The sequence below is a fragment of the uncultured Nocardioides sp. genome (genome assembly GCF_947489365.1).
Classification (GTDB): Bacteria; Actinomycetota; Actinomycetes; order Propionibacteriales; family Nocardioidaceae; genus Nocardioides.
Map to the genome: position 1 here is coordinate 467,927 of NZ_CANLDB010000003.1, position 23,238 is coordinate 491,164.

General features: G+C 73.2%; 23 protein-coding genes. 17 read left to right on the forward strand and 6 right to left on the reverse strand.

The features are described from left to right. The first annotated feature begins 98 nt into the window (after positions 1-98). Positions 99-1,448 carry an MFS transporter gene (locus tag Q0858_RS11390; protein WP_299054159.1) on the forward strand — a complete coding sequence of 450 codons (1,350 nt, stop codon included), beginning with the start codon at positions 99-101 and terminating at the stop codon, positions 1,446-1,448. Then, positions 1,445-3,058 carry an arylsulfatase gene (locus Q0858_RS11395; protein WP_299054162.1) on the forward strand — a complete coding sequence of 538 codons (1,614 nt, stop codon included), beginning with the start codon at positions 1,445-1,447 and terminating at the stop codon, positions 3,056-3,058. Before Q0858_RS11390 ends, Q0858_RS11395 begins: the two co-directional genes overlap by 4 nt. 4 nt (positions 3,059-3,062) lie before the next feature. On the opposite strand, the gene Q0858_RS11400 is transcribed toward Q0858_RS11395, so the two are convergent. Further along, complete coding sequence (locus tag Q0858_RS11400) at positions 3,063-3,932, reverse strand: NAD(P)H-binding protein (protein WP_299054166.1); 870 nt, start codon at positions 3,930-3,932, stop codon at positions 3,063-3,065. An 85-nt stretch (positions 3,933-4,017) separates the two neighbouring features. Between Q0858_RS11400 and Q0858_RS11405 the strand changes: the two genes are divergently transcribed. The 5 genes from Q0858_RS11405 (at position 4,018) to Q0858_RS11425 (ending at position 7,280) form a co-directional block, all read left to right on the forward strand. Continuing rightward, the gene (locus Q0858_RS11405) at positions 4,018-4,722 is read left to right on the forward strand and encodes a TetR/AcrR family transcriptional regulator (protein ID WP_299054169.1); all 705 of its coding nucleotides are present in this window, start codon (positions 4,018-4,020) and stop codon (positions 4,720-4,722) included. 113 nt (positions 4,723-4,835) lie between these two features. Further along, the gene (locus Q0858_RS11410; protein WP_299054172.1) at positions 4,836-5,456 is read left to right on the forward strand and encodes an AIM24 family protein; all 621 of its coding nucleotides are present in this window, start codon (positions 4,836-4,838) and stop codon (positions 5,454-5,456) included. A gap of 1 nt (position 5,457) precedes the next feature. Continuing rightward, positions 5,458-6,102 carry an AIM24 family protein gene (locus tag Q0858_RS11415; RefSeq protein ID WP_299054174.1) on the forward strand — a complete coding sequence of 215 codons (645 nt, stop codon included), beginning with the start codon at positions 5,458-5,460 and terminating at the stop codon, positions 6,100-6,102. A gap of 15 nt (positions 6,103-6,117) precedes the next feature. Beyond that, a complete protein-coding gene (locus Q0858_RS11420; protein ID WP_299054178.1) occupies positions 6,118-6,885 on the forward strand; it encodes an AIM24 family protein in 768 nt (255 codons plus the stop codon). Positions 6,886-6,923: 38 nt separating this feature from the next. Beyond that, on the forward strand, positions 6,924-7,280 hold the full coding sequence (locus tag Q0858_RS11425; RefSeq protein WP_299054181.1) for a YciI family protein: 357 nt from the start codon (positions 6,924-6,926) through the stop codon (positions 7,278-7,280). A 19-nt stretch (positions 7,281-7,299) separates the two neighbouring features. Here the strand turns inward: Q0858_RS11425 and rpsR are convergent, their stop codons facing one another. From rpsR to Q0858_RS11440, 3 genes are read right to left on the reverse strand one after another with little or no spacing between them, the layout of a single operon-like run. Beyond that, positions 7,300-7,530 carry a 30S ribosomal protein S18 gene (gene rpsR, locus Q0858_RS11430; RefSeq protein WP_299054184.1) on the reverse strand — a complete coding sequence of 77 codons (231 nt, stop codon included), beginning with the start codon at positions 7,528-7,530 and terminating at the stop codon, positions 7,300-7,302. 32 nt (positions 7,531-7,562) lie between these two features. Further along, entirely contained in the window at positions 7,563-8,090 is a 528-nt protein-coding gene (locus Q0858_RS11435; protein ID WP_299054187.1) for a putative immunity protein, read from the reverse strand. Then, on the reverse strand, positions 8,087-8,587 hold the full coding sequence (locus tag Q0858_RS11440) for a putative immunity protein (RefSeq protein ID WP_299054190.1): 501 nt from the start codon (positions 8,585-8,587) through the stop codon (positions 8,087-8,089). The genes Q0858_RS11435 and Q0858_RS11440 overlap by 4 nt, the downstream gene beginning before the upstream one ends. Before the next feature lie 96 nt (positions 8,588-8,683). Between Q0858_RS11440 and Q0858_RS11445 the strand changes: the two genes are divergently transcribed. Then, complete coding sequence (locus Q0858_RS11445; protein WP_299054193.1) at positions 8,684-10,003, forward strand: HNH endonuclease; 1,320 nt, start codon at positions 8,684-8,686, stop codon at positions 10,001-10,003. A gap of 349 nt (positions 10,004-10,352) precedes the next feature. On the opposite strand, the gene Q0858_RS11450 is transcribed toward Q0858_RS11445, so the two are convergent. Further along, complete coding sequence (locus Q0858_RS11450) at positions 10,353-12,482, reverse strand: PKD domain-containing protein (RefSeq protein ID WP_299054196.1); 2,130 nt, start codon at positions 12,480-12,482, stop codon at positions 10,353-10,355. Positions 12,483-12,574: 92 nt separating this feature from the next. After that, on the reverse strand, positions 12,575-13,375 hold the full coding sequence (locus Q0858_RS11455; RefSeq protein ID WP_299054199.1) for an IclR family transcriptional regulator: 801 nt from the start codon (positions 13,373-13,375) through the stop codon (positions 12,575-12,577). Between the two features lie 175 nt (positions 13,376-13,550). Here Q0858_RS11455 and kduI point away from each other — a divergent pair, with 175 nt between their 5' ends. The 9 genes from kduI (at position 13,551) to Q0858_RS11500 (ending at position 23,204) form a co-directional block, all read left to right on the forward strand. Beyond that, on the forward strand, positions 13,551-14,363 hold the full coding sequence (gene kduI / locus Q0858_RS11460; protein WP_299054202.1) for a 5-dehydro-4-deoxy-D-glucuronate isomerase: 813 nt from the start codon (positions 13,551-13,553) through the stop codon (positions 14,361-14,363). Next, entirely contained in the window at positions 14,360-15,145 is a 786-nt protein-coding gene (gene kduD / locus Q0858_RS11465; RefSeq protein ID WP_299054205.1) for a 2-dehydro-3-deoxy-D-gluconate 5-dehydrogenase KduD, read from the forward strand. Before kduI ends, kduD begins: the two co-directional genes overlap by 4 nt. A gap of 73 nt (positions 15,146-15,218) precedes the next feature. Further along, positions 15,219-16,304 carry a sugar ABC transporter substrate-binding protein gene (locus tag Q0858_RS11470; RefSeq protein ID WP_299054208.1) on the forward strand — a complete coding sequence of 362 codons (1,086 nt, stop codon included), beginning with the start codon at positions 15,219-15,221 and terminating at the stop codon, positions 16,302-16,304. A gap of 2 nt (positions 16,305-16,306) precedes the next feature. Continuing rightward, positions 16,307-17,329 carry an ABC transporter permease gene (locus Q0858_RS11475; RefSeq protein WP_299054546.1) on the forward strand — a complete coding sequence of 341 codons (1,023 nt, stop codon included), beginning with the start codon at positions 16,307-16,309 and terminating at the stop codon, positions 17,327-17,329. Beyond that, the gene (locus tag Q0858_RS11480) at positions 17,326-18,927 is read left to right on the forward strand and encodes a sugar ABC transporter ATP-binding protein (protein WP_299054211.1); all 1,602 of its coding nucleotides are present in this window, start codon (positions 17,326-17,328) and stop codon (positions 18,925-18,927) included. The genes Q0858_RS11475 and Q0858_RS11480 overlap by 4 nt, the downstream gene beginning before the upstream one ends. Next, entirely contained in the window at positions 18,924-19,916 is a 993-nt protein-coding gene (locus Q0858_RS11485) for an ABC transporter permease (RefSeq protein ID WP_299054214.1), read from the forward strand. Before Q0858_RS11480 ends, Q0858_RS11485 begins: the two co-directional genes overlap by 4 nt. Before the next feature lie 59 nt (positions 19,917-19,975). Further along, positions 19,976-21,475, forward strand: coding sequence for an aldehyde dehydrogenase family protein (locus Q0858_RS11490; RefSeq protein ID WP_299054217.1), 1,500 nt, complete (start codon positions 19,976-19,978; stop codon positions 21,473-21,475). After that, positions 21,472-22,152, forward strand: coding sequence for a bifunctional 4-hydroxy-2-oxoglutarate aldolase/2-dehydro-3-deoxy-phosphogluconate aldolase (gene eda, locus Q0858_RS11495; RefSeq protein WP_299054220.1), 681 nt, complete (start codon positions 21,472-21,474; stop codon positions 22,150-22,152). The genes Q0858_RS11490 and eda overlap by 4 nt, the downstream gene beginning before the upstream one ends. Then, positions 22,149-23,204: a sugar kinase gene (locus Q0858_RS11500; RefSeq protein WP_299054223.1), complete on the forward strand. Its 1,056-nt coding sequence runs from the start codon at positions 22,149-22,151 to the stop codon at positions 23,202-23,204. Before eda ends, Q0858_RS11500 begins: the two co-directional genes overlap by 4 nt. The last annotated feature ends 34 nt before the right edge of the window (positions 23,205-23,238 follow it).

A 23,238-nucleotide genomic window follows, 5' to 3' on the forward strand; every position in this document is an offset into this window, starting at 1 on the left:
GGGGTGCTTGACGACGACGGGGTCCGACCACAGAGTGGTGTCCCGCCAGACGTGACAGCGTCCCGTAGGTCGGGACAGTAGCAGAACCCGAGGTCCGCATGAGCAGCACATCCGCACCGGTCGACGCCGACGGCAAGGGCGAGGCGCCGATCAAGCGCGTCGCCGCGGCGAGCCTGATCGGCTCCGTCGTCGAGTGGTACGACTTCTTCCTCTACGGCACGATCGCCGGGCTCGTCTTCGCGACGCAGTTCTTCCCGACGTCCGACCCGACCACGGGGGCGCTGCTGGCGTTCACGACGTTCGCCGCCGGCTTCGTCACCCGCCCGCTCGGCGGGGTGATCTTCGGCCACCTCGGCGACAAGCTCGGCCGCAAGCCGATGCTCGTCGTGACGATGATGATCATGGGCGGCGCCACGTTCTGCATGGGCCTGCTGCCGACGTACGAGACCATCGGCATCGCCGCGCCGATCCTGCTGGTCGCGCTGCGGATGCTGCAGGGCATCGGCCTCGGCGGCGAGTGGGGCGGCGCCGTCCTGCTCTGCGTGGAGCACGCGCCGGACGACAAGCGCGGATGGTTCAGCGCCTGGCCGCAGCTCGGCGTCCCGATCGGGCTGCTCCTGTCGACGCTGTCCGTGCGCGGCCTCGGGTTCCTCGGCGACGAGGCGCTCGTGCAGTGGGCGTGGCGCATCCCGTTCCTGGCCAGCATCGTGCTGGTCGGCATCGGCCTGTTCATCCGGATGCGCATCGACGAGCCCCCGGCCTTCAAGAAGGTCGTCCGCGCCGACGAGCGCGCCGGCGTCCCCGCGTTCGAGGCACTGGTCAAGCACCCCAGGGCGACATTCCTCGGCATGGGCGCGCGGATGAGCGAGTCGGTGACGTTCAACATCTACAACGCCTTCCTGGTCGCGTACGTCGCGACGCTGGCGCTGGCCCCGAAGGTCATCCTCGACGCGCTCATCGTGGCGGCGGTCGTGGGCTTCGCCGTGATCCTCGCCTCCGGCGCGCTGTCGGACCGGATCGGGCGCCGTCCGGTCTTCGCCGCCGGCGCGGGCATCGCGTTCGTGACGGCTTTCCCGATCATGTGGCTGGTCGACACGAAGGACCCGCTGCTCATCACCATCGCCGTCGTCATCGGGTGGGCGTTCGCGGCCTGCATGATGTTCGGGGCCGAGGGCGCGTTCTTCGCCGAGCTCTTCCCGACGCGGGTCCGCTACAGCGGGATGTCGACGGTCTACCAGCTCGGCGTCCTGCCCTCCGGCGCCGTCGCGCCGGTGATCGGCACGTCGCTGCTGGCGGCGTACTCGGGCCAGTCCTGGCCGGTGGCTGTCTACGTGATGGCGATGGCGGCGATCACGCTGGTCTCGCTGGCGTTCCTGCCGGAGACCCGCTGGCGCGACCTCGACTCCGAGGAGATCACCGACACCCGCGTGAAGGCGGGCGCCCGATGAGCGAGCAGGCACGGCCCGACATCGTCCTGATCCTGGCCGACGACATGGGGTTCAGCGACATCGGCTGCTACGGCGGCGAGATCGACACCCCGAACCTCGACCGCATCGGTCGGGAGGGGGCCCGGTTCACGCAGTTCTACAACACGGCGCGCTGCTCGCCGTCCCGCGCGTCGCTGCTGACCGGCCTCCACCCGCACCAGGTCGGGGTCGGCATCCTCAACTTCGACGACTCGCCCGACGGCTATCCCGGGGACCTCGCCGACGAGTCCGTCACCGTCGCCGAGGCCCTGCGCGACGCGGGCTACGCGACGTACCTGTCGGGCAAGTGGCACGTCGCCTCCGACATGGAGCGGCCCAACCACTCGTGGCCGACGCGACGCGGCTTCGAGCGGTTCTACGGGACGCTCGAGGGCGCGGGGAGCTTCTACCAGCCGCGCACCCTCCACGACCAGGAGACGAACGTCGAGGAGCAGGGGCTGGACCCCGACTTCTACTACACCGACGCCATCACCTCCGCCGCCGTCGGCTTCATCGACGAGCACGCCGAGCAGCGTCCGGACGACCCGCTGTTCCTCTACCTCGCCCACACCGCGCCGCACTGGCCGCTGCAGGCGCCGGCGGCCGACATCGCGGCGTACGACGGCCGCTTCGACGAGGGCTGGGACGTGCTGCGCGAGCAGCGCCTCGAGCGCCTGGTGAAGGAGGGCATCGTCGAGCCCGACCAGGAGCTCGCCGCCCGGGACCCGCGGGTGCCCGCCTGGGACGACGCGTGGGACGACGCCGGGCACCGCGCCTGGGACGCCGCCCGCATGGCGACGTACGCCGCCCAGGTCTCGCGCATGGACGCCGGCGTCGGGGAGGTGCTCGACGCGCTCGAGCGCGCGGGACGCCTCGACAACACGATCGTGGTGTTCCTCTCCGACAACGGCGGCTGTGCGGAGGAGCTGGACGAGGCCTTCGTGACCGCGTTCGTGCCGATCAAGCCGACCACGCGCGACGGCGAGGAGGTCGTCGCCGGCAACGTGCCCGGCCTGGTGCCCGGCCCCGAGTCGACGTACCAGTCCTACGGCCGCGCGTGGGCGCACCTGTCGAACACGCCGTTCCGCGAGTACAAGCACTGGGTGCACGAGGGCGGCATCTCGACGCCGCTGCTGGTGCGCTGGCCCGCCGGGCTCGGCGAGGCCGGCGGCACGCTCGTGACCGAGCCGGCGCAGCTCGTCGACGTGCTGCCCACGTTCCTGGACGCCGCGGGGGCGTCGTACCCGACCGAGCGCGACGGCCACGTCGTCCCCCCGGCCGAGGGCGTCTCCCTGCTGCCCGCCCTGCGAGGCGGCACGGCGGGGGAGCGGGACCTGGTGTGGGAGCACGAGGGCAACTCCGCGATCCGCCGCGGCTCCTGGAAGCTGGTGCGCAAGCACGGGCAGGGCTGGGAGCTGTACGACGTGCCCGCCGACCGCGCCGAGGCCCGGGACCTCGCCGCCGAGCACCCCGACCTCGTCGCGGAGCTGTCGGCGGCGTACGAGGCGTGGGCCGAGCGGTGCGGCGTGATCCCGCACGAGCGGACGCTCGCGCTGTACGCCGAGCGCGGCAAGGGGCTCCCGCCGGAGTAGGCGCCTATCCGGCGGCGATGCCCGCGATGGCGTCCTCCGCGGGTGTCGTCGCCCGCCCGAGCAGGCTCCCGAGCGTCGGGTCCACGACGTCGAACTCGCCTCGGCGTGCGGCCGCGTACATGCCGAGCGTGAAGTCGGCGGCGCCGGGCGGCATGCCGGCCGCGACCGCCTGCGCGCGCCACTCCTCGTCGGGGACGACGACGCGGGTCACGGACGTGCCGCTGATCTCGGTCAGCCGCGCGGCGACGGCCGCGAGGTCGAGCGTCGTGGCCGCGGTGAGCGGCGGGGTGACGCCGTCGAGCGTCGTGGCGTCGTCCGACCCGGTGAGCGCGACCGCGGCAGCCTCGGCGAGGTCGGCGTGGGCGGTCCAGGAGACGGGCCCGTCCGCCGGGGCCACCAGCCGCCCCGTCCGGAGCGCGTCGCCGACGAACAGTCCGAGCGAGCTCGCGTAGAAGCCGTTGCGCAACGCGGTGAACGGCACGTCGAGGCCGGCCAGGTGCGCCTCGGTCGCGGCGTGGGTGCGCTGGGGCGCGAAGAGCGAGTCGGGCGACGCCGCCTGGTGACTGGTGTAGACCACCCGTCCGGCGCCCGCCGCGCGGGCTGCGTCGATCGCGGCGCAGTTGGCCTCGACCGCCCCGTCGCCGCGGATCGCGGCAGACACGACCAGCGCTCGGGTCGCCCCCTCGAAGGCGCGCGCGAGCGACGCGGGGTCGGTGAAGTCCCCTTCCCGGACCCTGACCCCGCGGGCGGCGAGGTGCTCCGCGCGCCCGGGGTCGCGGACGCTGACGCCGACCTGGTCCGCGGGGACGCGGAGCAGCAGTCGCTCGACGACCTGTGAGCCGAGCGTGCCGGTGGCCCCGGTGACGATGATCATTGGTACTCCCTTGATGTGATCGGTGATAACGACACCAGCCTGCGGGTTGTTAGCGGCGATAGCAAGCGCGGGTTAGCATCGGATCGTGCCGAGTGCCCCCGAGTCCCCCGTCCGACGTGCCGTCCTCGACGCCGCGGCCGGCCTCCTGCGCGAGGTCGGGGCGGACGGGGTCACCACGCGGGCGGTCGCCGACGCCGCCGGGGTGCAGGCGCCGACGCTGTACCGGCTCTTCGGCGACAAGGACGGCCTGGTCGACGCCCTCGCCGAGCACGTGATGGCGTCGTACGTCGCCGCGAAGGGGGAGCGCGTCGACGACGAGGAGGACGGCGACCCCGTGGTCGCGCTGCGCGACGCCTGGCGGGCGCACGTCGACTTCGGTCTCGCCAACCCGGGGCTCTACGCCCTGCTGGGCCGCCGGCCGGGCGGCGAGCGCTCCCCGGCGACCGCGGCGGGCATCGCGGTGCTCCGGCGCCGGGTCCGTCGGGTCGCCGCGGCGGGACGCCTGCGGGTCGACGAGGAGCGGGCGGTGGGGATGGTGCACGCCGCCGGCCACGGGACCGTCCTAGCCCTGCTCGGCACCCCGCCGGAGGAGCGGGACGTCGGCCTCGCCGACGCGATGTACGACGCCCTCGCCGCGGTGCTGGTCGAGTCCGCGCCGGTGGTCCCCGCGTCGACGCCGCGCGCGGTCGCGGTCACGTTCGCCGCCGTCCTGCCCGGGCTGGAGGGCCTCAGTGCGGCCGAGCGGGCACTGATGGGGGAGTGGCTGACCCGGGTGACGACGTCCGACTGAGCGACTGTCGCGGCGCGTGCGGGGAAAGGACTCCCCACCGTCGGTCCCCGGCGCTACTGTGCCTCCGGCCGCACCGGGGGGTGCGTGCCCACCCTGCGAGAGAGGACTCCTGCATGGGACAGCTCAGAGCGGACGGTCGCGTGCTCCACGTCGACCTCCAGGGCGAGACGATCAGGGCCCGGACCGGGTCGATGGTCGCCTACGAGGGCAAGGTCGACTTCAAGAACGCCGGCATGGGTGGCGGGGGCGGCTTCCGCGCCGCGCTCAAGCAGCGCGTCGCCGGCGAGGGCCTGTCCCTCATGGAGGTCAGCGGCGCCGGTCACGTGATGCTCGCCGAGGACGGCCAGTACGTCACCCGCGTCGAGCTGAACAACGAGACCCTCACCGTCGAGGCCGACTCCCTGCTTGCGCTCACCCAGGGCCTGCAGACCGACGTGAAGTTCATCGGCCTGTCCAACCTCAGCAACGGCCAGGGCGTCGCGACCACCGTCGTCAGCGGCTCGGGTGAGGTTGCGCTGCTCTCCGACGGGCCGATGATCGCGCTCAGCGTCGCCGGCGACGAGGTCTTCGTCGACCCGCAGGCGTACGTCGCCTCGCAGGGCAACCTGCAGATGAACCTGATCAGCGGCGTCAGCTGGCGGACCTTCGTCGGCGAGGGCAACGGCGAGGCGTTCACCCAGCGCTTCACCGGCCAGGGCACCGTCTTCCTCCAGCCGGCCGAGCGGGGTGCGTGAGATGGAGCTCGTCAACAGCAAGGTCGTCGAGGTCCAGGTGGACCAGATGAGCCGCTGGGTAGCCCGCCGCGGTGCGATGCTCGGCTACTCCGGCCAGGTCTTCTTCCGCCCCCTCGCCGGGACGGCGGGCCCGCGCGGCGGCATGGCCGGGGTCATGACCGGCATGCTCAGCGGGGAGTCCAACCAGATGATGGCGGCCGAGGGCCAGGGGACGGTCCTGTACGGCTACCAGGGTCTCCACGTGGACGTCGTCCAGCTGACGCCGCAGGCGCCGCTGACGATCGAGGCCGACCGCCTGCTCGCCTACGACCACTCGATCCAGCTGTCCTTGATGCAGATCGGCAGCGGCGGTCTCCGCGGCCTCGCGCAGGGCGCGATGACCGGGCAGGGCCTCGTGACGTCCCAGCTCAGCGGGCAGGGCGCGGTCGCGATCCTGTCCCACGGCGGGGCGATCCGGATGCCCGTCAACGGCGAGGTCTTCATCGACCCCCAGGCGTACGTCGCGCACCAGGGCAACGTCCAGGTCGAGCTGACCGGCAAGGTCGGCCTGCGCGACGCCGTCGGCCGCGGCAGCGGCGAGGCCTTCAAGCTGCGCCTCACCGGCCAGGGCGACGCCTACGTCCAGCCGTCCGAGCAGAAGTTCTGAGCAGGGGAGCCGACGATGCTGCAGCTCGACCAGACGTGGACGGCAGCGACCCTGCCGGAGAACGACAACGTGAACCCGTACGCCTTCAGCGTCGCGCTGAACGGCAGCTGGTTCATCTCCAAGGGCGCGATGATCGCCTACTACGGGCGGATCACCTTCGAGGCGATCGCCGCGTTCGCCTCCCGCGAGGCGTGGGTCGCGGCGCAGTTCTCCAGCCCGATCTACGTGCAGGACTGGGTGGTCGCGAACGGCCAGGGCAAGCTGGTGCTCGCCGACCGCGGATTCGACGTCAACAGCTACGACATCGACGCCGGCAACCTCACGATCAAGGCCACGAACCTGCTCGCCTTCGACGCCGGCCTCGAGCTGAAGCAGTCGATCGTGCCGGGCTTCGTCACGCTGATCGGGACCGGGAAGTTCCTCGCCAGCAGCAACGGGCCGGTGATCTTCAAGGAGCCGCCGTTCCGCGCCGACCCCGAGGCGCTGCTCGGGTGGGCGGACTGCCCCGCGCCGTCGCACCACCACGACGCCGCGTGGATGGCGGCCAACCTCATGTCGGCCGCGCAGGGGATCTTCGGCCGGACGTCGGGCGAGGAGCGCCAGTTCGACTTCACCGGTGCCGGCGTGATCCTGCTGCAGTCCAGCGAGATGACCCGCTCCGACCCGGCCACCCTGCGGCTCATCGAGTCGCAGGCCGCCGTCCTGCCGGTGCAGCAGAAGCAGACGCTGGCCCAGCGGCTCACGGCCGAGGTGCAGCAGAGCCAGCAGCAGCAGCGCCGCTGAACCGATGACTTCGGCGACGTCGCGAGGTCGGTCCACCCATGGCTGAGTACATGATCTTCTTCAACCAGCAGTGGGTCCCCGACTACCCCGCGTCGGACTTCCCCGAGATCGCCCGCGACGCGCGTGCGCTCTCCGAGGAGATGAAGGCCGCGGGCGTCCTCGTCTTCGCGGGCGGCCTCGAGGAGACGCCGCCGCTGGCGCACGCCGACGCGACCGGCGGCGAGCTGGTCGTCGCCGACGGGCCGTACTCCCGGCCCGCGGAGTGGCTCGGTGGCTTCGCCATCATCGACGTCGAGACCGAGGAGGAGGCGCGCCGCTGGACCGGCGCCCTCGCCGTGGCGTGCCGGTGGCCGCAGGAGCTGCGCGCCTTCGGTGCCGGGTCGATCCGGGGCTGACGCCGGAGCCCGCGCCCCGTCAGCGCGTCGGGCCGTACGGCAGCAGGGCCATCTCCCGGGCGTTCTTGATCGCCTTGACGACGCTCCGCTGCTGCTGGGGCGTCAGCCCCGTCACCCGACGCGCGCGGATCTTGCCGCGATCGGTGACGAACTTCTGCAGCAGCGTGACGTCCTTGTAGTCCACGTGGGCGACGTCGCGGGGGAGCATGGGGGCGCGGCGCTTCTGGCCGGGCCTGTCGGGTCGAGGCATGGCCGCGACCGTAGCCATGATGAGAACAGTTCTCAAACTGGCGGGTCGGAGAAGACGTGCCAGCACAGGTGGTCGCGACGTTCCTGGTCCTCGAGGACGAGGTCCCGCACGGCCGCGGGGAGGCGCTCCCGCTGCCAGTCGCGCTCCGCGCGCCCGGCGTCGGCGTCCCCGGCGTCCCCGGGGCGGTCGGCGCGGACCGCCTTGATCGCGTACGCCGCGGCGCCCAGGTCGTGCTCGGCGACGTGGGGGACGCAGGCGGCCTGGCCGGCGGCGTACGCCGCGAGACGAGCGGCGCCCCGCAGCGGCCGCGCGGCCCCCATCGCGTGACCGCCGGCGGCGCGCGAGGCCATCATCGGCAGCTCCCCGTGGGTCCACGCCCGGACGGCCTCGATCGCCTCCCGGGGACGGGGGTCGTCGGGCTGCTCGCGCTCGAACAGCGGGAGGACGCGCTCCGCGCACGTGGCCGCCCACAACGCCAGCAGGCGGTGGTCGTCGTCGGTCAGGCTGCCGCCCCGGCGGACGGTGATCAGCCGGGGGTCGCGGACCGGCGGCAGGATCACCGGCGCAGCCGCCCGTCGAGGTCGTGCGCGAGGCGGCCGGCCGCGGTCGTGCCCGGACGGCTCCGCGGGTAGCGCGACAGGACGTCCCGGACCCGCTCGTCCGCGAGGGCCAGGACCTCCTCCGTCAGGCCCTCCTCGGGGACGGCGAGCACCGCGTGCGCCGCGGCGCGGACGATGTGGCCGACCTGCGTCGCCTCGGCCAGGGGGTGCAGGTACGCCGACGCCGCGGCGTCCCCGGCGGCCATCGCCGCGTGGTGCGCGCCGACGTCGTCCTGCGCGCGGGCCGCGCGGTGCGCGGCGAGGGCGGTGGTGCGGAGGGCGTGGGTGCGTCGCCCTCCGGCGGCGAAGGCTCGGGCAGTGTCGACCGCCTGGCGTGGGCGGTCGTCCCCGGGCGTGGCCCTCTCGAAGACGTCGAGGACGCGCCGGGCGCAGGCGACGGTGAAGGTCCTGACGGCGCGCAGGTCGTCGAGGTCGAGCTCGACGTCCGGGGTGTGCATCGAGGTCACCCTAGTGGGGAGAACGTTCTCCACAGATTTCCGGAGAATGCTCGCTCAGGGTATTCGTTGTCGGTGGTCGAGAATACAATCGAACACATGAGCGAAACTTCGCCGATCGAGACGATGGTGCGGGAGGACCCCGTGGCTGCTGCGCGGGCCTTCGTCCGTGGTCTCGGCGCGCTCGATTCGCGGGGTGCCTGCGAGGTGGACCTGATCGACGTGATCGGTGAGCTGGAGACCCTGAAGTGTGTCGCGGAGTCGGCGCAGGCGACGGCGGCGCGGGGTGTGTACGCCGCCGCGGTCGCCCGTCAGGAGGCCGCGGGCGTGCGTGGGTCGCGGGTGGGTCGTGGGATCGGGCACCAGATCGCGCTGGCGCGCCGTGAGCCGCCGTCGCGGGGGTCCGCGCACCTGGGTCTGGCGCGTGAGGTCGCGGCGCTGCCGCACCTCGAAGCGTTGTGGCGGCAGGGTCGTCTGACCGAGCGGCGGGTGTCGCTGATCCTGGGCCGCATCGTGTGGCTCGACCTGGACGACCGCCGTGGGGTGGACGCCCAGCTCGCCGGTGACCCGGAGCGGGCCGAGCGGTTGTGTCAGATGAACGACTGGCAGGCCCGCGGTGCCGCCGAAGCCCTGGCGTGTGCCGCGGACCCCGCGGGTGCGGTCCGGCGTCGCGCTGCCGCGGAGGCCGACCGCCACGTGTCGTCCCGACCCGCGCCCGACACCATGCTGCGGCTCTCGGCGTTGCTGCCCGTCAAGGAAGGCGTCGCGGTGATCGTGGCGCTGAAGCTGGCTGCGGACCAGGCCCGCGCTGCGGGTGACGGGCGGTCGCGGGGTCAGGTCATGGCCGACACCCTCGTCGGCCGCGTCACCGGCCGTGACCCGGTCGCCGAGCCGGTCCCGGTGCACGTCGACGTGACCGTCCCGCTGGACGCACTGCTCCCCGACGGCAGTCACGAGGGTCAGCACTCGAACGCGTTCGGGTGGGTCGACGGGTACGGCGAGGTCCCCGCCGACCTCGCCCGCTCGCTGACCGCCGACGCGGTGGAGACCCTCGGGGTGTTCCGGCGCCTGTTCACCGACCCCGCCACCGGCCAGCTGGTCGCGATGGAGTCCGCGGCCCGCTGCTTCCCTCTGCTCCTCGCGCTGTTCCTGCGTCGCCGAGACAGGTACTGCCGCAACCCCTGGTGCGGAGCCCCCATCCGTCACACCGACCACGCCACGCCGGTCGAGGAAGGCGGCCCCACGTCCGCTGACAACGGCCAAGGGCTGTGCGAGGCGTGCAACTACGCCAAGCAGGCGCCCGGATGGCGATCCAAGACCCGACACGACCCCGACGGCACCCACGTCGTGGAGACCACCACCCCCACCGGCCACGTCCACGAGACCAGACCACCACCCGCCCACCCCCGGCGCGAGTGAGGCGACCGGTCCCACCCGGAGATCGAGGTGCGAGCGTCGCGCAGCGACCGAGCCACGAGATCCCGCGCACCACGCTGCGGTCTCGACGACGCGCGCTCGCTGCGCTCGAGTGCTGCTCGACCAACGGGAGCCCGGAGATCGAGGTGCGAGCGTCGCGCAGCGACCGAGCCACGAGATCCGGCGAGTGGTCGACCACCCGACGCGTCCCTTCACACGCGCGCCGCCCGGGAGCACACTGAGGCGATGATCGGACTCGGAAGCATGGAGCTGCTCCTCGTCCTGCTCATCCTGGTGGGCGTCGTCGTGTTCCTCGGGTGGATCCTCGTCCGCGCCACCCGCCGCTGACCGTTCAGCGTGTGACGCGGAAGGTCCACTCGCGCGCGGTGCGGTTGCCCAGCGAGTCGGCGGCGACGACCCGTGCGCGGTGACGGCCCGGTGACAGGGCCTTCGCCGGTCGCCCGCGCAGCTGACCGGTCGCGGCGTCGTACCGCGGTCCGGCGACGAGGCGGCCGTCGACGCGCAGCGTCACGGTGCCCGGCCGCACGGCGGACCACCGGTCCTGCAACCGGGCCCGCACGGTGGGACGGCGGGCGGCGGTCCGCCCGGTCGGTGCGACGACTCCCACCGTCGGGCCGGTGGTGTCCACCGTCCAGGTCCGGGTCGCCGGGGTCGGGTCGGTGTCCTGGTCGGTCGTGCGCACCGCGAGGGTGTGACGACCGTCGGCGAGACCCGAGTAGCGGACACCCGAGTCGCAGCCTCGCCAACCGCCCTCGTCCAAGCGGCACAGGAACGTGCCGACCTCGGCGCCGGTGAAGCGGAAGGTCGCCCCGGTCGAGCGCGTCGTGCCGCGGGGACCGTCCGTCAGGGCGACGCGCGCGCCCACCCGGACGCGGACCGTGCGAGTCACGGACTCGTGGTCGCCGGTGTGCCCGTCCGTGTGGGGGCGGGTCACCGTCAGGCGAGCGGTGTAGGTGCCCGGCCGGGCGTAGACGTGGACGGGGTCGGCCTCCCGGCTGGTGGTGCCGTCGCCGAGGTCCCAGTGGTAGGCGAGGTCGGCGGTGTCCGGGCCGAGGTCGGCGCAGCCGATGCGCCGCGCCGGGTTGTCGGGGTCGTGGACGACGACCGACACCGCCCGCGGTCCGGCCCGGCGGTCCGACGTCTCGACCACCCGTCCGCTGCTGCCGGCGGCGGACGAGGTGAAGTACGGCCAGATCTCGTTGCCCTCCGCGAACGGCTGGGTCTCGTCGAAGCGGAAGTGGGCCCCGCCGTCCTCGACCCCGCAGGGCTGCTCGTGCACGTGCGCGAGGTGGGCGGCGCCGGGTTTCAGGCCCGCGACGCGCAGGGTCGTCACGGTCGAGCCGCGACCGCGCGCCATCGAGGCCAAACCGGTCAGGTCGGGGTAGGCGTCCGTCCCCGCGGCGTACGGCGTCACCTCGCCGGCGGTGCGGACCCCCGCCGAGAACCCGACCTCCCGGGCGCCGTCGAGCGGGGTGGCCGACGCGGTGACCTGCGGGAGGGGCTCGCCGCCCCCGACGAGCAGGTCGACGGAGTCGGTGCCGACGACGCCTCCGGCGTCGGTGACCTCGAGGGTCGCGGTGTAGCTGCCGGCGTCGTCGTACTGGTGGGTCACGGTGCGGCCCGCGACGGGTGCGCCGCCGTCGTCCAGGTCCCACCGGTACCGCACACCGGACCCCTGGTGCTCGTCGGCGACCGACCCGGTGAGCCGGACGGTGAGGGGTGCGGGGCCGCTGGTCCGGTCGGCCACGGCGGTCACGGCGGCCTCCCCGGTCACGGTCACCGAGAAGGCCTCCCGGTGGACACCGCCGCGGCCGTCGGAGACCTCCAGCGTCACGGCGTAGGTCCCCGGCCGCTCGTAGGAGTGCATGGCGTGGTCGGTGGTCAGGACGCGGCCGTCCCCGGTGTCCCAGCGGTAGGTCAGCGGGTCGTCGTCGGGGTCGCTCGCGGCGGCGGTGAGGTGAACAGGCAGGGGAGCGGGGCCGGTCAGCGGCTCCACCGTCGGGCTCGCCGTCGGGGGCGTGTTCCCAGGCTCCGTGACCACGACGGTCCCGCGCATCGTGACGCCGTGGATGGCGCAGAGGTACTCGTACGTCCCGGGCTCGGTGAAGGTGCGGCGGATCGGGGCGCCGCCGGGGACCCGGTACTCCTGCAGCGGGTCGGCCCAGGTCGACGCGCTGTCGCGGGAGGTGAGGTCGTGCTCCTGGGCAGCCCGGTCGAAGCGCCACTCGACGGTGTCGCCGACGGCGATCGTGGTCGTGGCGGCGTCCCGGTCGTCAGCCGCGCCCTGCGTCAACCACCGGTTGCCGAACTGGTCGTCGACGGCGTCGACGACCCACGTCGTGGCCGCGGTCGCGGCGGGGGAGTCCGGGGGCGCGCCGGCGCGGGCAGCGCCTCCCCAGGCGGCGGTGACGACGAGCAGGAGCGCGACGAGCAGCGCGGGCCTCGGACGACGGGTGATCACGGAGACGACCTCGGTTCAAGAGTGTGACCTGACGGTCAACACAGTGAACACACCCGGGACGCCGCTGTCCAGGGGTCGTGCCGCGGGGGCGGTCAGCGGACGTAGCGGTTGCCCTGCTCGGCGGCGAGCCGCGCCTTGACGCTGAGCAGCGTCTCGATGACGAGGTCCTCGCGGCCGTCGTCGAGACGGCTGATCGGGACGGCGACGCTGATGCCGTCGACGGCCGGCCGGGAGAAGGGCAGGGCGATCCCGAAGCACCGCACGCCGATGCAGGACTCGTCGCTCTCGCGGGCGTAGCCGAGGTCGGCCGCCTCGTCGAGCAGGCCGAGCAGCGCGCCGCGGTCCGTCGTCGTCTGTGAGGTGAGCGTCGGGATCGTGTCGGGCACCAGGTCGTGCCGCAGGGGCTCGGGGAGGTCGGCGAGGATCGCGCGACCCAGCGCGGTGGAGCACGCGAGGAGCCGCCGGCCGAGGGCCGAGTGCATCCGCAGCGGGTGCACTGACTCGCGCTTGGACACGTAGACGACGTGGTTGCCGGCCAGGCGGCCGAGGTTCACCGTCTCGCCGGTGGCGGCCGCGATCTCGTCGAGGATCGGGGCCGCACGCGTCACCACCGGGTCCTCCGCCAGGTAGGCCGAGCTGACGACCAGCGAGTGCAGGCCCAGCTGGTAGACGCTGCCCGTCGGGTCCGTCTGCAGCCACCCGCGGTCGGTCATGGTGCGCAGCAGCGCGTGCAGGCTGCTCTTCGGGATGCTGAGTCGCGTCGACAGCTGCAGCTGCGTCCCCGGCCCCCGGGTCGCGATCTCGTCGAGCAGGTCGAGGGCCCGGGCCGCGGACTTCACCGGCCCCGCCGCCGAGCCCGTCCCCGTCTTCCCTGTGGTCGTCTCCTGGAGCATCTCTGCACCTCCTGGTGTGAATAAGCAGGCTGCCCCTGAGCCGTGTCAAGACAATCTAACCCGTGTCCACGGATGTGAACCAGATTTGATCCCTTGACCGTGACCTCAGTCACCTGTACGTTCCGACGCAGTTCACAAACGCGAACCAAGTTCACGAAATTGCGAGGAGCCTCAGGTGCAGGTCCGACACTCGGCATCGCCGTCCAGCGTGGAGACGGCGACCACCGCCGATCTGCGACACCAGTTCCTCGTGGAGGACCTCTTCGTCGCCGGCGAGGTCAACGCTGTCTACACCCACGACGACCGGCTCGTCGTCGGTGGCGCGCTGCCGGGGACGGACGAGCTCGACCTGCCCGCGTGGGACCAGCTCGGCGTCGAGTCCCACCTCGAGCGCCGCGAGCTGGGCATCATCAACGTCGGCGGCACCGGCCACGTGTTGGTCGGGGACGAGAAGTTCGAGCTCGACCACCTCGACGGCCTGTACGTCGGCCGCGGCAGCGAGGTCACCTTCGCCGGGGCCGACGCCGCCTTCTACTTCGTCTCCGCGCCGGCGCACGCGACGTACCCGACGACGGCGCTCAGCCACGCCGAGGTCGAGCCGCTGGGCCTCGGGAGCTCGCACTGCGCCAACGAGCGGCAGCTCTTCCGGTACGCCTGGGGCCAGGACCTGCAGACCGCGGGCATCCAGTTCGGCGTCACCGTGATCGCCGACGGCTCCGTGTGGAACACGATGCCGCCGCACCTGCACGACCGTCGCACCGAGGTCTACATGTACGTCGACCTCGACGCCGAGGACCGCGTCTTCCACCTCATGGGCCAGCCGGGCGCCACCCGCCACCTGGTCGTCTCCGACCGCCAGGCCGTCATCTCGCCGCCGTGGTCCATCCACTCCGGCGCCGGCACCGGCAGCTACGCCTTCATCTGGGCGATGTCGGGCGAGAACACCACCTACACCGACCTCACCCCGGTCGCGCTGGAGGACCTGTGACCGCCCTCGCCGAGCCGGCGACCGCGCCCCGGTCGCCCTTCGACCTCACCGGGCGGCGCGCCGTCGTCACCGGCGCGGGCCGCGGTCTCGGCCGCGCCGTGGCCCTCGGGCTCGCCCGGGCCGGGGCGGACGTGGTCCTCCTCGGTCGCCCCGGCGCCCAGGACGGGACCGCGCAGGCCCTGGAGGCGGAGGGTGCGAGGACCGAGGTCCTCGACCTCGACCTCGCCGACCACGACGTCATCGGCCAGGTGTCGGCCGACGTGCTGGCCGCCGGCGAGGTCGACGTGCTGGTGAACAACGCCGGCATCATCGACCGCGCCGACGCCGTCGACGTGGCGCGCGACGACTGGGACCGTGTCCTGGACGTCAACCTCACGGGCCTGTTCCTGCTCACCCAGCAGCTGGGCCGGCCGATGGTCGAGCGCGGCCACGGGAAGGTCGTCAGCATCGCCAGCCTGCTGTCCTTCCAGGGCGGCATCCGCGTGGCGTCGTACGCCGCGAGCAAGCACGCCGTCGCCGGCCTGACCAAGGCGCTCGCCAACGAGTGGGGGCCCGCCGGGGTCCAGGTCAACGCCATCGCGCCGGGCTACATCGCCACCGACAACACCACCGCACTGCGTGAGGACCCCGCCCGGTCCGCCGCGATCCTCGACCGGATCCCCGCCGGTCGATGGGGTGCCGCGGAGGACGTCGCCGGTGCCGCCGTCTTCCTCTCCTCCTCCGCCGCCGACTACGTCAACGGCCACGTGCTCGTGGTCGACGGCGGCTGGATGTCCCGCTGACCGATCCCGTCCCCCACCCACCGTCTCGGACCCATCCCGCCACACCGCTGGCACGAGAGATCGAGGAACAACCATGAAGCTCAGCTCACGACCCGCAGCCGCGCTGGTGGGTCTGTCCCTGGCCGCGCTCGCCCTCACCGGGTGCAGCGAGGAGGCCGCCGGTGGCGACTCCGCGAGCGCCGGCGAGTCCTGCGCCCCCGAGGACGTCCGACTGGTCGGTCAGGTCCGCAACGAGTCCAACCCCTACGAGGCGTCCTGGCTGGACGGTGGCGACGCGTTCGCCGAGTCCGTCGGGCTCGAGCAGGAGCGCCTGACCTACGACGGCGACTCGACCCGTCAGCAGGAGCAGGTGCGCCAGGTGCTCGCCGGCGACACCGACTGCCTGGTCATGAACATCCTCCCGAACGGCGACGCCGACACCCCGCCGATCGTGCAGGGCGCCGACGAGGCGGGCGCCTTCCTGGTGACGCAGTGGAACAAGCCGGCCGACCTGAACCCGGTCGACTACGACCGCTGGGTCAGCCACATCACGTACGACGGCCAGGAGTCGGGCCAGCAGATCGGGCAGGCGCTCGTCGACGACATGGGCGGCTCCGGCGGGATCATCGCCCTCCAGGGCGTGCTCGACACCGCCGCCGCGCAGGACCGCTTCGCCGGTCTGGAGGCGGCCCTCGAGGAGAACCCGGACGTCGAGCTGCTCGACGACCAGACCGCGAACTTCTCCCGGGCCGAGGCGCTCGAGGTGACCCGCACCCTGCTCAACCGGTACGGCGACGAGGTGACCGGGATCTGGGCCGCGAACGACGACATGGCGCTCGGCGCGCTGGAAGCCCTCGAGGCCGCGGGTCGCGCCGGTGAGGTCTCCGTGGCCGGCATCGACGCCGTGCCCGACGCGCTCACCGCGATCGAGGACGGCGACATGACCGCCACGGTCAGCAGCGACGGCCCCTGGCAGGGTGGCGTCGGCCTCGCGATGGGCTACTGCGCCGCCACCGGCGAGCTCCCCGTCGAGGACATCAGCGACGAGGACCGGGCCTTCTTCGCCGAGCAGTTCCTCATCACCGCCGACAACGTCGGCGACTTCCAGGCCCCCGAGGCCGACGTCGAGGCCTTCGACTGCGGCGCCGTCTTCGACCGCGTGGCGGAGCCCCTGTCGTGACCATGACATCCCCCGCCGAGGACACCGTGAGCCCCGAGGGTCACGTCGTCGGGGCGCGCCCCAGGCCTCGGCGGGGGGTGTCCCTCGCCGACGCAGGGCCCCCGATCGCGCTCGTCGTGATCTTCCTGGCGTTCGCGGTCCTGAACCCCTCGTTCCGGACCGTCGGCAACGTCCAGAACCTCATGGACGCCGCCGCTGTGCTGGCGGTGGTGACCTGCGGCATCAGCTTCGTCCTGATGATGGGGTCGATCGACCTCTCCGCCCCGGGCGTCATGGGCGCCTCGGCGATCGCGGTCGCCCTGCTCGTCGAGAACAACCGCAACGGCAACGACCTCGGGCTGCTGGGCATCGCGCTCGCGATCGGCCTGGGGGCCGCCCTCGGCCTGCTCAGCGGGCTCGCGCTGGTCCTGCTCAAGGTCCCGTCGTTCATGACCACCCTGGGCGTCTCCGCCGTCGGTCTGGGCGTCGCGACGCTCCTGTTCGACGGCGTGCAGCCGAACATCCGCGACGTGCGGCTCGACAGCCTCTCGGTGGAGCGGTTCCTCGGCTTCTCCTACCTCGCGTGGATCGCCGTGGCCTGCGTCGTCGTGGGGTGGCTGATCCAGCGCTACACCCGGTTGGGCCGCTACGCCTACGCGATCGGCGGTGCCGAGGAGGTGCTGTCGCTCTCGGGGGTCGACGTCCGGCCGTACAAGGTCATGGTCTTCACCCTCGCGGGCGCCTTCTACGGCCTGGGCGGCGTCATGGTCACCAGCCAGCTCGGCGCGGGCCTGGTGCAGGCCGGCCGGGGGTTCGACTTCGCCGCCATCACCGCGGCCGTCGTCGGCGGCACGCTGCTGGTCGGCGGCCGCGGCGGCGTCCTGCACTCCGCCGTCGGCGCCCTGCTCGTCACGGTCCTCACCAGCGGTCTCGTCCAGGCGGGCGTCAGCCCCTACTGGCAGGGCGGCGTGCAGGGCCTCATCGTGGTGGTGGCCGTCGCCGCCGCCGTCTACCCGCAACGACGCAGGAACCAGGTGGTCAAGTGAGCACGGAGGTGGCCGCCCGCGAGGCGGAGGTGCCAGCACCCGCGGTGCCGGCACTCGAGGTCCGCGGTCTCGTCAAGCACTACCCCGGGGTCAAGGCGCTGGACGGCGTCGACCTGGAGGTCCGCCAGCACGAGGTCCTCGGGCTGGCCGGTGAGAACGGCGCCGGCAAGTCGACGCTGCTCAAGGCGCTCGTCGGGCTCGTGCGCCCCGACGCCGGCGACATCTACGTCCGCGGCGAGAAGGTCCGTCTGCGCAGCGTCGTGGAGGCCGCCGGGCACGGCATCGGCATGGTCTTCCAGGAGCAGTCGCTGGTCCCCAACCTCACCGCGGCCGAGAACATCGTGCTGGGCAGCGAGGCGGCCGGCGTGCGCGGCGGGCTCTACCGCTGGTCGACCATGCGCCGGCTCGCCCAGGAGCAGCTCGACAAGATCGGATCCCCGATCGACCCGCTGGCCCGCACCGACAGCCTCACCTTCGCCGAGCGGCAGATGGTCGAGATCGCCAAGGTGCTGCGGATCGAGCAGCGCAGCCAGAACGCGCCTGTGATCATCCTCGACGAGCCCACCTCGGTGCTCGAGACCAAGGAGATCGACACCCTCTTCACGCAGGTGCGGCGGCTGCGCGAGTTCGCCTCCGTCGTCTTCGTCTCCCACCGGCTCGACGAGGTCCTCGACGTCTGCGACCGCGTGAGCGTCCTGCGGGGCGGGGTCTCCGCAGGCGAGGTCGCGACCGCCGGGGCCGACCCCTCCGACCTGCACCGCATGATGATCGGCTCCACCGGCTCCGACGACCACTACCACGGTGCCTCGGCGGCCGCCCGCGACACCGTCGGGGGGGCCGAGGGAGGCGAGGGTGCCGGGTCCCGCACCGGGCGCCCGCGTCTGGAGGTGCGCGGCCTGTCGGGCCGCACGTTCCGCGACGTCGACCTCGAGGTCGCCGCCGGCGAGATCGTCGCGGTCGTCGGCGTGCACGGCTCGGGCCGCGAGGACGTGTGCCGCGCGCTGTTCGGCGCCGAGCCGACCACCACGGGCACCATCAGGCTCGACGGCGAGACGCTGGACCTCAGCGGCACGCGCGCGGCGTGCGCCGCCGGCATCGGCTACGTGCCCGCCGAGCGCAAGACCGAGGGCATGGTCGGGCCGATGTCGGTGGCCGACAACATGACGCTGGTCGCCCAGGGCTCCCGCTGCACCGGTCCGTTCACCTCGAGGCGCAAGCAGGCGAAGCTGGTCGACCACTGGATCGAGAGGCTCTCCATCCGGGTGCCCCACCGCAACACCCCGATCGGCCGCCTGTCCGGCGGCAACCAGCAGAAGGTCGTCCTCGCCCGCTGGCTCGTGGGCGGCGAGATCAAGCTGCTGCTGCTCGACCACCCCACCCGCGGCCTCGACATCGGGGCCCGGTCCGAGGTCTACCGCCTGATGCGCGAGCTCGCCGCCAATGGCGTCGCGACCGTCCTCCTCGCCGACAGCCTCGAGGAGGCCATCGGCATGGCCGACCGGGTCGTCGTCATGAGCGACGGCCGCGTCGGCACCGAGGTGGCCTGCCCCGAGGGCGGCAAGCCCACCCCGCTCGACCTGGTCAAGGAGATGGTGTGAGCAACCCCGTCATCGAGAAGCCGCCGTCCACGGCCGCGCTCAGGGCAGCCCCGAGCACCGGCCAGCGGCTGACGTCCTTCATGCCGGTGATCGCCCTGGTCGGCATCTTCGCCGCCCTGACGATCGTCGACCCCGGCTTCCTCACGCAGAGCAACATCCTCGCGGCCGTGACCACCGCGGCCCCGCTGATCCTGCTCGCGGCCGGAGCGACGATGGTGGTGATGTGCGGCGGCATCGACCTGTCGATCGCCGCCCTCGCCTCCCTCAGCACGGTCCTCTTCGCCCTGTGGCTGCCCGACCTCGGCGGGGCCACCCTGCCGGTGGTCGTCGCCGTCGCCGCCCTGATCGGCGCCGTGCAGGGCGTCGTCCACGTGGTGCTGCGGATCCCGTCGTTCATCGTCACCCTCGGCGGGCTGTCGATCTTCTCCGCGGTCGCCCTCGTGGTCTCCGACGCGGGCACGGTCGGCATCAGCGACCTCACCGCGCTCGACTGGCTCGACCTGTACGTCGCGGGCTACGTCCCGATGTCCGTCCTCGTCGCGCTGCTCGTCGTCGCCGGGATCTGGGCGGTGCTGACCTTCACGCCGCTCGGCAGCTGGATCAGCGCCATCGGCTTCTCCGAGTCGGCCGCCCGGCTCGCCGGCTCGCCGGTCGACCTGGTCAAGATCGGCGCCTTCTGCGTGTCCGGCGCCTGCGCCGGACTGGCGGCGGTCATGCTCGTCGCCCGGAACTTCTCCGGCAGCCCCACCACCGCCGACAACCTGCTGCTCCCCGCGGTCGCGGCAATCGTCGTCGGCGGGACCGCCATCACCGGCGGCCACGGCGGGGTCTGGCGCTCGGTCGCCGGCGCCCTCGTGATCACCCTGCTCCGCGTCGGCCTGCCGGTCGTCGGCGTCCCGTCGGCCTACGAGCAGATCCTGTACGGCGCGATCATCGTCGCCGCCGTCGCCCTGACCCTCGACCGGTCGAAGGTGCTGGTCATCAAGTAGCGACCCGGTCCCGCCCCTCCCCGACGTCCCCGCGCACACCACCGACGAAAGGTCCACCCATGGCCACCCTGTCCCCGGAGCAGACCATGCTCCCCGCCGTCCGCTCGTTCCTGTCCTCGACCAAGCAGCTCCTCATCGACGGGGAGTGGGTGGACGCCGCCGACGGCCGCACCTTCGCCACGATCAACCCCGCCACCGAGGAGGAGCTGGCCCAGGTCGCGCAGGGCTCGGCGACCGACGTCGACCGCGCCGTCGCGTCGGCCCGCCGCGCCTTCGAGGCCGGCTCGCCCTGGTCGAGGATGACGCCGCGGGAGCGGTCGCACCTGCTGTGGCGCATCGGCGACCTGATCGACGCCCACGCCGAGGAGCTCGCCCAGCTCGAGTCCCTCGACAACGGCAAGCGCGTCAGCTCGGCGGCCGGCGACGTCTCCGTCGCCGCGGAGCTCTTCCGCTACTTCGCCGGCTGGGCCACGAAGATGGAGGGGACCTCGATCCCCATGTCCGTGCCCGGCAAGGAGTTCCACGCCTACACCCGTCGCGAGCCCATCGGTGTCGTCGCGGGCATCGTGCCCTGGAACTTCCCGCTCACCATGGCCTGCTTCAAGGTCGTCCCGGCGATCACGGCCGGCAACACCGTCGTCCTCAAGCCCGCCGAGCAGACCCCGCTCACCGCGCTGCGCCTCGGCGAGCTGCTCCTCGAGGCCGGCCTGCCCGCCGGCGTCGTCAACGTCGTCCCCGGGTACGGCGACACCGGCGCGGCCCTGGTCGACCACCCGGACGTGGACAAGGTCGCCTTCACCGGCTCGACCGAGGTCGGCAAGAAGATCGCCGCCGGCGCCTCGAGGAACCTGAAGAAGGTGTCGCTCGAGCTCGGCGGCAAGGCCCCGAACATCGTCTTCGCGGACGCCGACCTCGACGCCGCCGTGGCCGGTGCCGCCCTCGGCGGCTACTTCAACGAGGGCCAGTGCTGCGTCAACGGCTCGCGCCTCTACGTCCAGCGCGCCGTGTTCGACCAGGTCGTGGACGGCGTGGCCGCCGCCGCGCGGGCGATGAAGGTCGGCGACGGCTTCGACCCGAGCGCCGACATGGGACCGCTGGTCTCCGCCGAGCAGCACGAGAAGGTCCTGGGCTACATCAGGGGCGCGACCGAGGCGGGGGCCGTCCTCACCGCCGGCAGCGCCGAGCGCGCCCGTGACCGCGGCTACTTCGTCGACCCGACCCTCATCACCTCGGTCACCGAGCAGATGGCCGTGCAGACCGACGAGATCTTCGGCCCGGTCATCACCGCCATCCCGTTCGACACGGAGGACGAGGTCGTCGCCGCCGCCAACAACACCGTCTACGGCCTCGCTGCCGGCGTCTGGTCGCGCGACCTGGGCACCGCGCACCGTGTCGGCGCCAAGCTCCGCGCGGGCACGGTCTGGCTCAACACCTGGCACGCGGACGACGTCGTGCTGCCGCGCGGCGGCTACAAGCAGTCCGGCTGGGGCCGCGAGCTCGGCTCCTTCGGGCTCGACGACTACACCGAGCTCAAGACGGTCATCGCCGAGCTGCGATGACCGAGCCGCTGCTGGAGCCGACGAGGGACACCGTGCGGGCGAGCCTGGCGGACGTCGTCCGGAACCGGGTCGTCCCCGTCGTGGTGACCGACGACCCGGCCCGGGCGCACGACCTCGGGGCGGCGCTCGTGGCCGGGGGGCTCCCCGTCGCCGAGGTGACGCTGCGCAACCCGTTCGCCCTCGACGTCCTGACCGCGCTCGCGGCCCGCGGCGACCTGCTAGTGGGCGCCGGCACCGTGACCACGCCGGAACAGGTGGACCGCGTCCACGACGCCGGCGCGCAGTTCGTCGTGTCGCCCGGCCTCAGCGTCGCCGTCGTGGGGCGCTGTCGGGCACGGGGGCTGCCGGTCGTCCCGGGGGTCGTGACGGCCTCCGAGCTCATGGGCGCGCTCGCCCTCGGGCTCGGCACGGTGAAGTTCTTCCCGGCCGAGGCCTCGGGCGGGCCGGCGACCGTCGCCGCACTCGGCGCGGCGTTCGGACAGGTGCGTTTCGTGCCCACCGGGGGGATCTCGCCGGAGCGGGCGCCCGCCTACCTCGACCTGCCGCAGGTGGCGGCCGTCGGCGGCAGCTGGATGGTCGCGCCGGACCTGCTCGCGGCCGGGGCCTGGGACGAGGTCGTCCGCCGCTGCGCCGACGCCGTCACCCGCCTGGGCCCCGCGGGATCGGGCCCCGGGTGATCGAGGTCCGGCCGGCGGCGTCGTGCACGTACGACGTCGTCGCCCTCGGCGAGGTCATGCTGCGCCTCGACCCGGGGGAGGGGCGCATCCGCACGGCCCGCCGCTTCGACGTGTGGGAGGGCGGCGGGGAGTACAACGTCGCCCGCGGCCTGTCCTCGGTGTTCGGCCACCGCGCCGCGGTCGTGACCGCCCTCGTCGACAACGAGGTGGGCCGGCTCGTCGAGGGCCTGGTCCGCTCGAGCGGCCTCGACGCCTCCCTCGTCCGGTGGAGCCCGTTCGACGGGGTCGGCCGTGCCGCGCGCAACGGCCTCAACTTCACGGAGCGCGGCTTCGGCGTCCGTGGCGCCCTCGGGGTCTCCGACCGTGCCGGGACGGCGATCAGTCGGCTCGGGCCCGGCCAGGTCGACTGGGACGACCTCCTCGGACGCCGTGGGGTGCGGTGGCTGCACACGGGCGGGATCCTCGCGGGTCTCTCGGAGTCCTGCACCGCGCTCGCCCTCGAGGCCATGACCGCGGCCCGGCGCCACGGCACGGCGGTCTCCTACGACACGAACTACCGCCCCAGCCTGTGGGCGGGCTCCGGCGGCCACGCGCGCGCTCGCGAGGTCAACCGCGAGCTCGCGCAGCACGCCGACGTCGTCCTCGGGGGTCCGGCCGACTTCCCGGACCCACCGGAGGGCGGGGACCTGCTCGCCGACCTGGCCACCCTCGGGGCCTCGCTGCCGACGGCCTCCGTCGTGGCGAGCACCCGCCGGGTCGTGCACTCCGCCGGCGACAACGACTGGCAGGTCGTGGGCTGGTCCGCAGCCACCGGAGCCCTCACCTCGGTCGCGCGCGACCACCTCGCGATCCTCGACCGCGTCGGGGGCGGCGACGGGTTCGCCTCCGGCCTCGTCCACGGGCTGCTGGAGGGTGCCGGCCTGCAGCGCGCCCTCGAGCTCGGTGCCGCCCACGGAGCCCTCGCGATGACGACGCCGGGTGACACCTCGATGGCGACGCAGGCCGAGGTCGAGGCCCTCGCCGGCGGTGGATCGGCGCGTTCGCAGCGCTGAAAGTTCACACTGGTGAACCAGAACGTCATTCTGT

Excerpts from the sequence above, each read along its gene's own strand:
- Q0858_RS11390 (WP_299054159.1), top strand. The coding sequence starts at position 99 with ATGAGCAGCACATCCGCACCGGTCGACGCCGACGGCAAGGGCGAGGCG.
- Q0858_RS11395 (WP_299054162.1), top strand. The coding sequence starts at position 1,445 with ATGAGCGAGCAGGCACGGCCCGACATCGTCCTGATCCTGGCCGACGAC.
- Q0858_RS11400 (WP_299054166.1), bottom strand. The coding sequence starts at position 3,932 with ATGATCATCGTCACCGGGGCCACCGGCACGCTCGGCTCACAGGTCGTC.
- Q0858_RS11410 (WP_299054172.1), top strand. The coding sequence starts at position 4,836 with ATGGGACAGCTCAGAGCGGACGGTCGCGTGCTCCACGTCGACCTCCAG.
- Q0858_RS11415 (WP_299054174.1), top strand. The coding sequence starts at position 5,458 with ATGGAGCTCGTCAACAGCAAGGTCGTCGAGGTCCAGGTGGACCAGATG.
- Q0858_RS11420 (WP_299054178.1), top strand. The coding sequence starts at position 6,118 with ATGCTGCAGCTCGACCAGACGTGGACGGCAGCGACCCTGCCGGAGAAC.
- Q0858_RS11425 (WP_299054181.1), top strand. The coding sequence starts at position 6,924 with ATGGCTGAGTACATGATCTTCTTCAACCAGCAGTGGGTCCCCGACTAC.
- rpsR (WP_299054184.1), bottom strand. The coding sequence starts at position 7,530 with ATGCCTCGACCCGACAGGCCCGGCCAGAAGCGCCGCGCCCCCATGCTC.
- Q0858_RS11440 (WP_299054190.1), bottom strand. The coding sequence starts at position 8,587 with ATGCACACCCCGGACGTCGAGCTCGACCTCGACGACCTGCGCGCCGTC.
- Q0858_RS11445 (WP_299054193.1), top strand. The coding sequence starts at position 8,684 with ATGAGCGAAACTTCGCCGATCGAGACGATGGTGCGGGAGGACCCCGTG.
- Q0858_RS11455 (WP_299054199.1), bottom strand. The coding sequence starts at position 13,375 with ATGCTCCAGGAGACGACCACAGGGAAGACGGGGACGGGCTCGGCGGCG.
- Q0858_RS11470 (WP_299054208.1), top strand. The coding sequence starts at position 15,219 with ATGAAGCTCAGCTCACGACCCGCAGCCGCGCTGGTGGGTCTGTCCCTG.
- Q0858_RS11475 (WP_299054546.1), top strand. The coding sequence starts at position 16,307 with ATGACATCCCCCGCCGAGGACACCGTGAGCCCCGAGGGTCACGTCGTC.
- Q0858_RS11490 (WP_299054217.1), top strand. The coding sequence starts at position 19,976 with ATGGCCACCCTGTCCCCGGAGCAGACCATGCTCCCCGCCGTCCGCTCG.
- eda (WP_299054220.1), top strand. The coding sequence starts at position 21,472 with ATGACCGAGCCGCTGCTGGAGCCGACGAGGGACACCGTGCGGGCGAGC.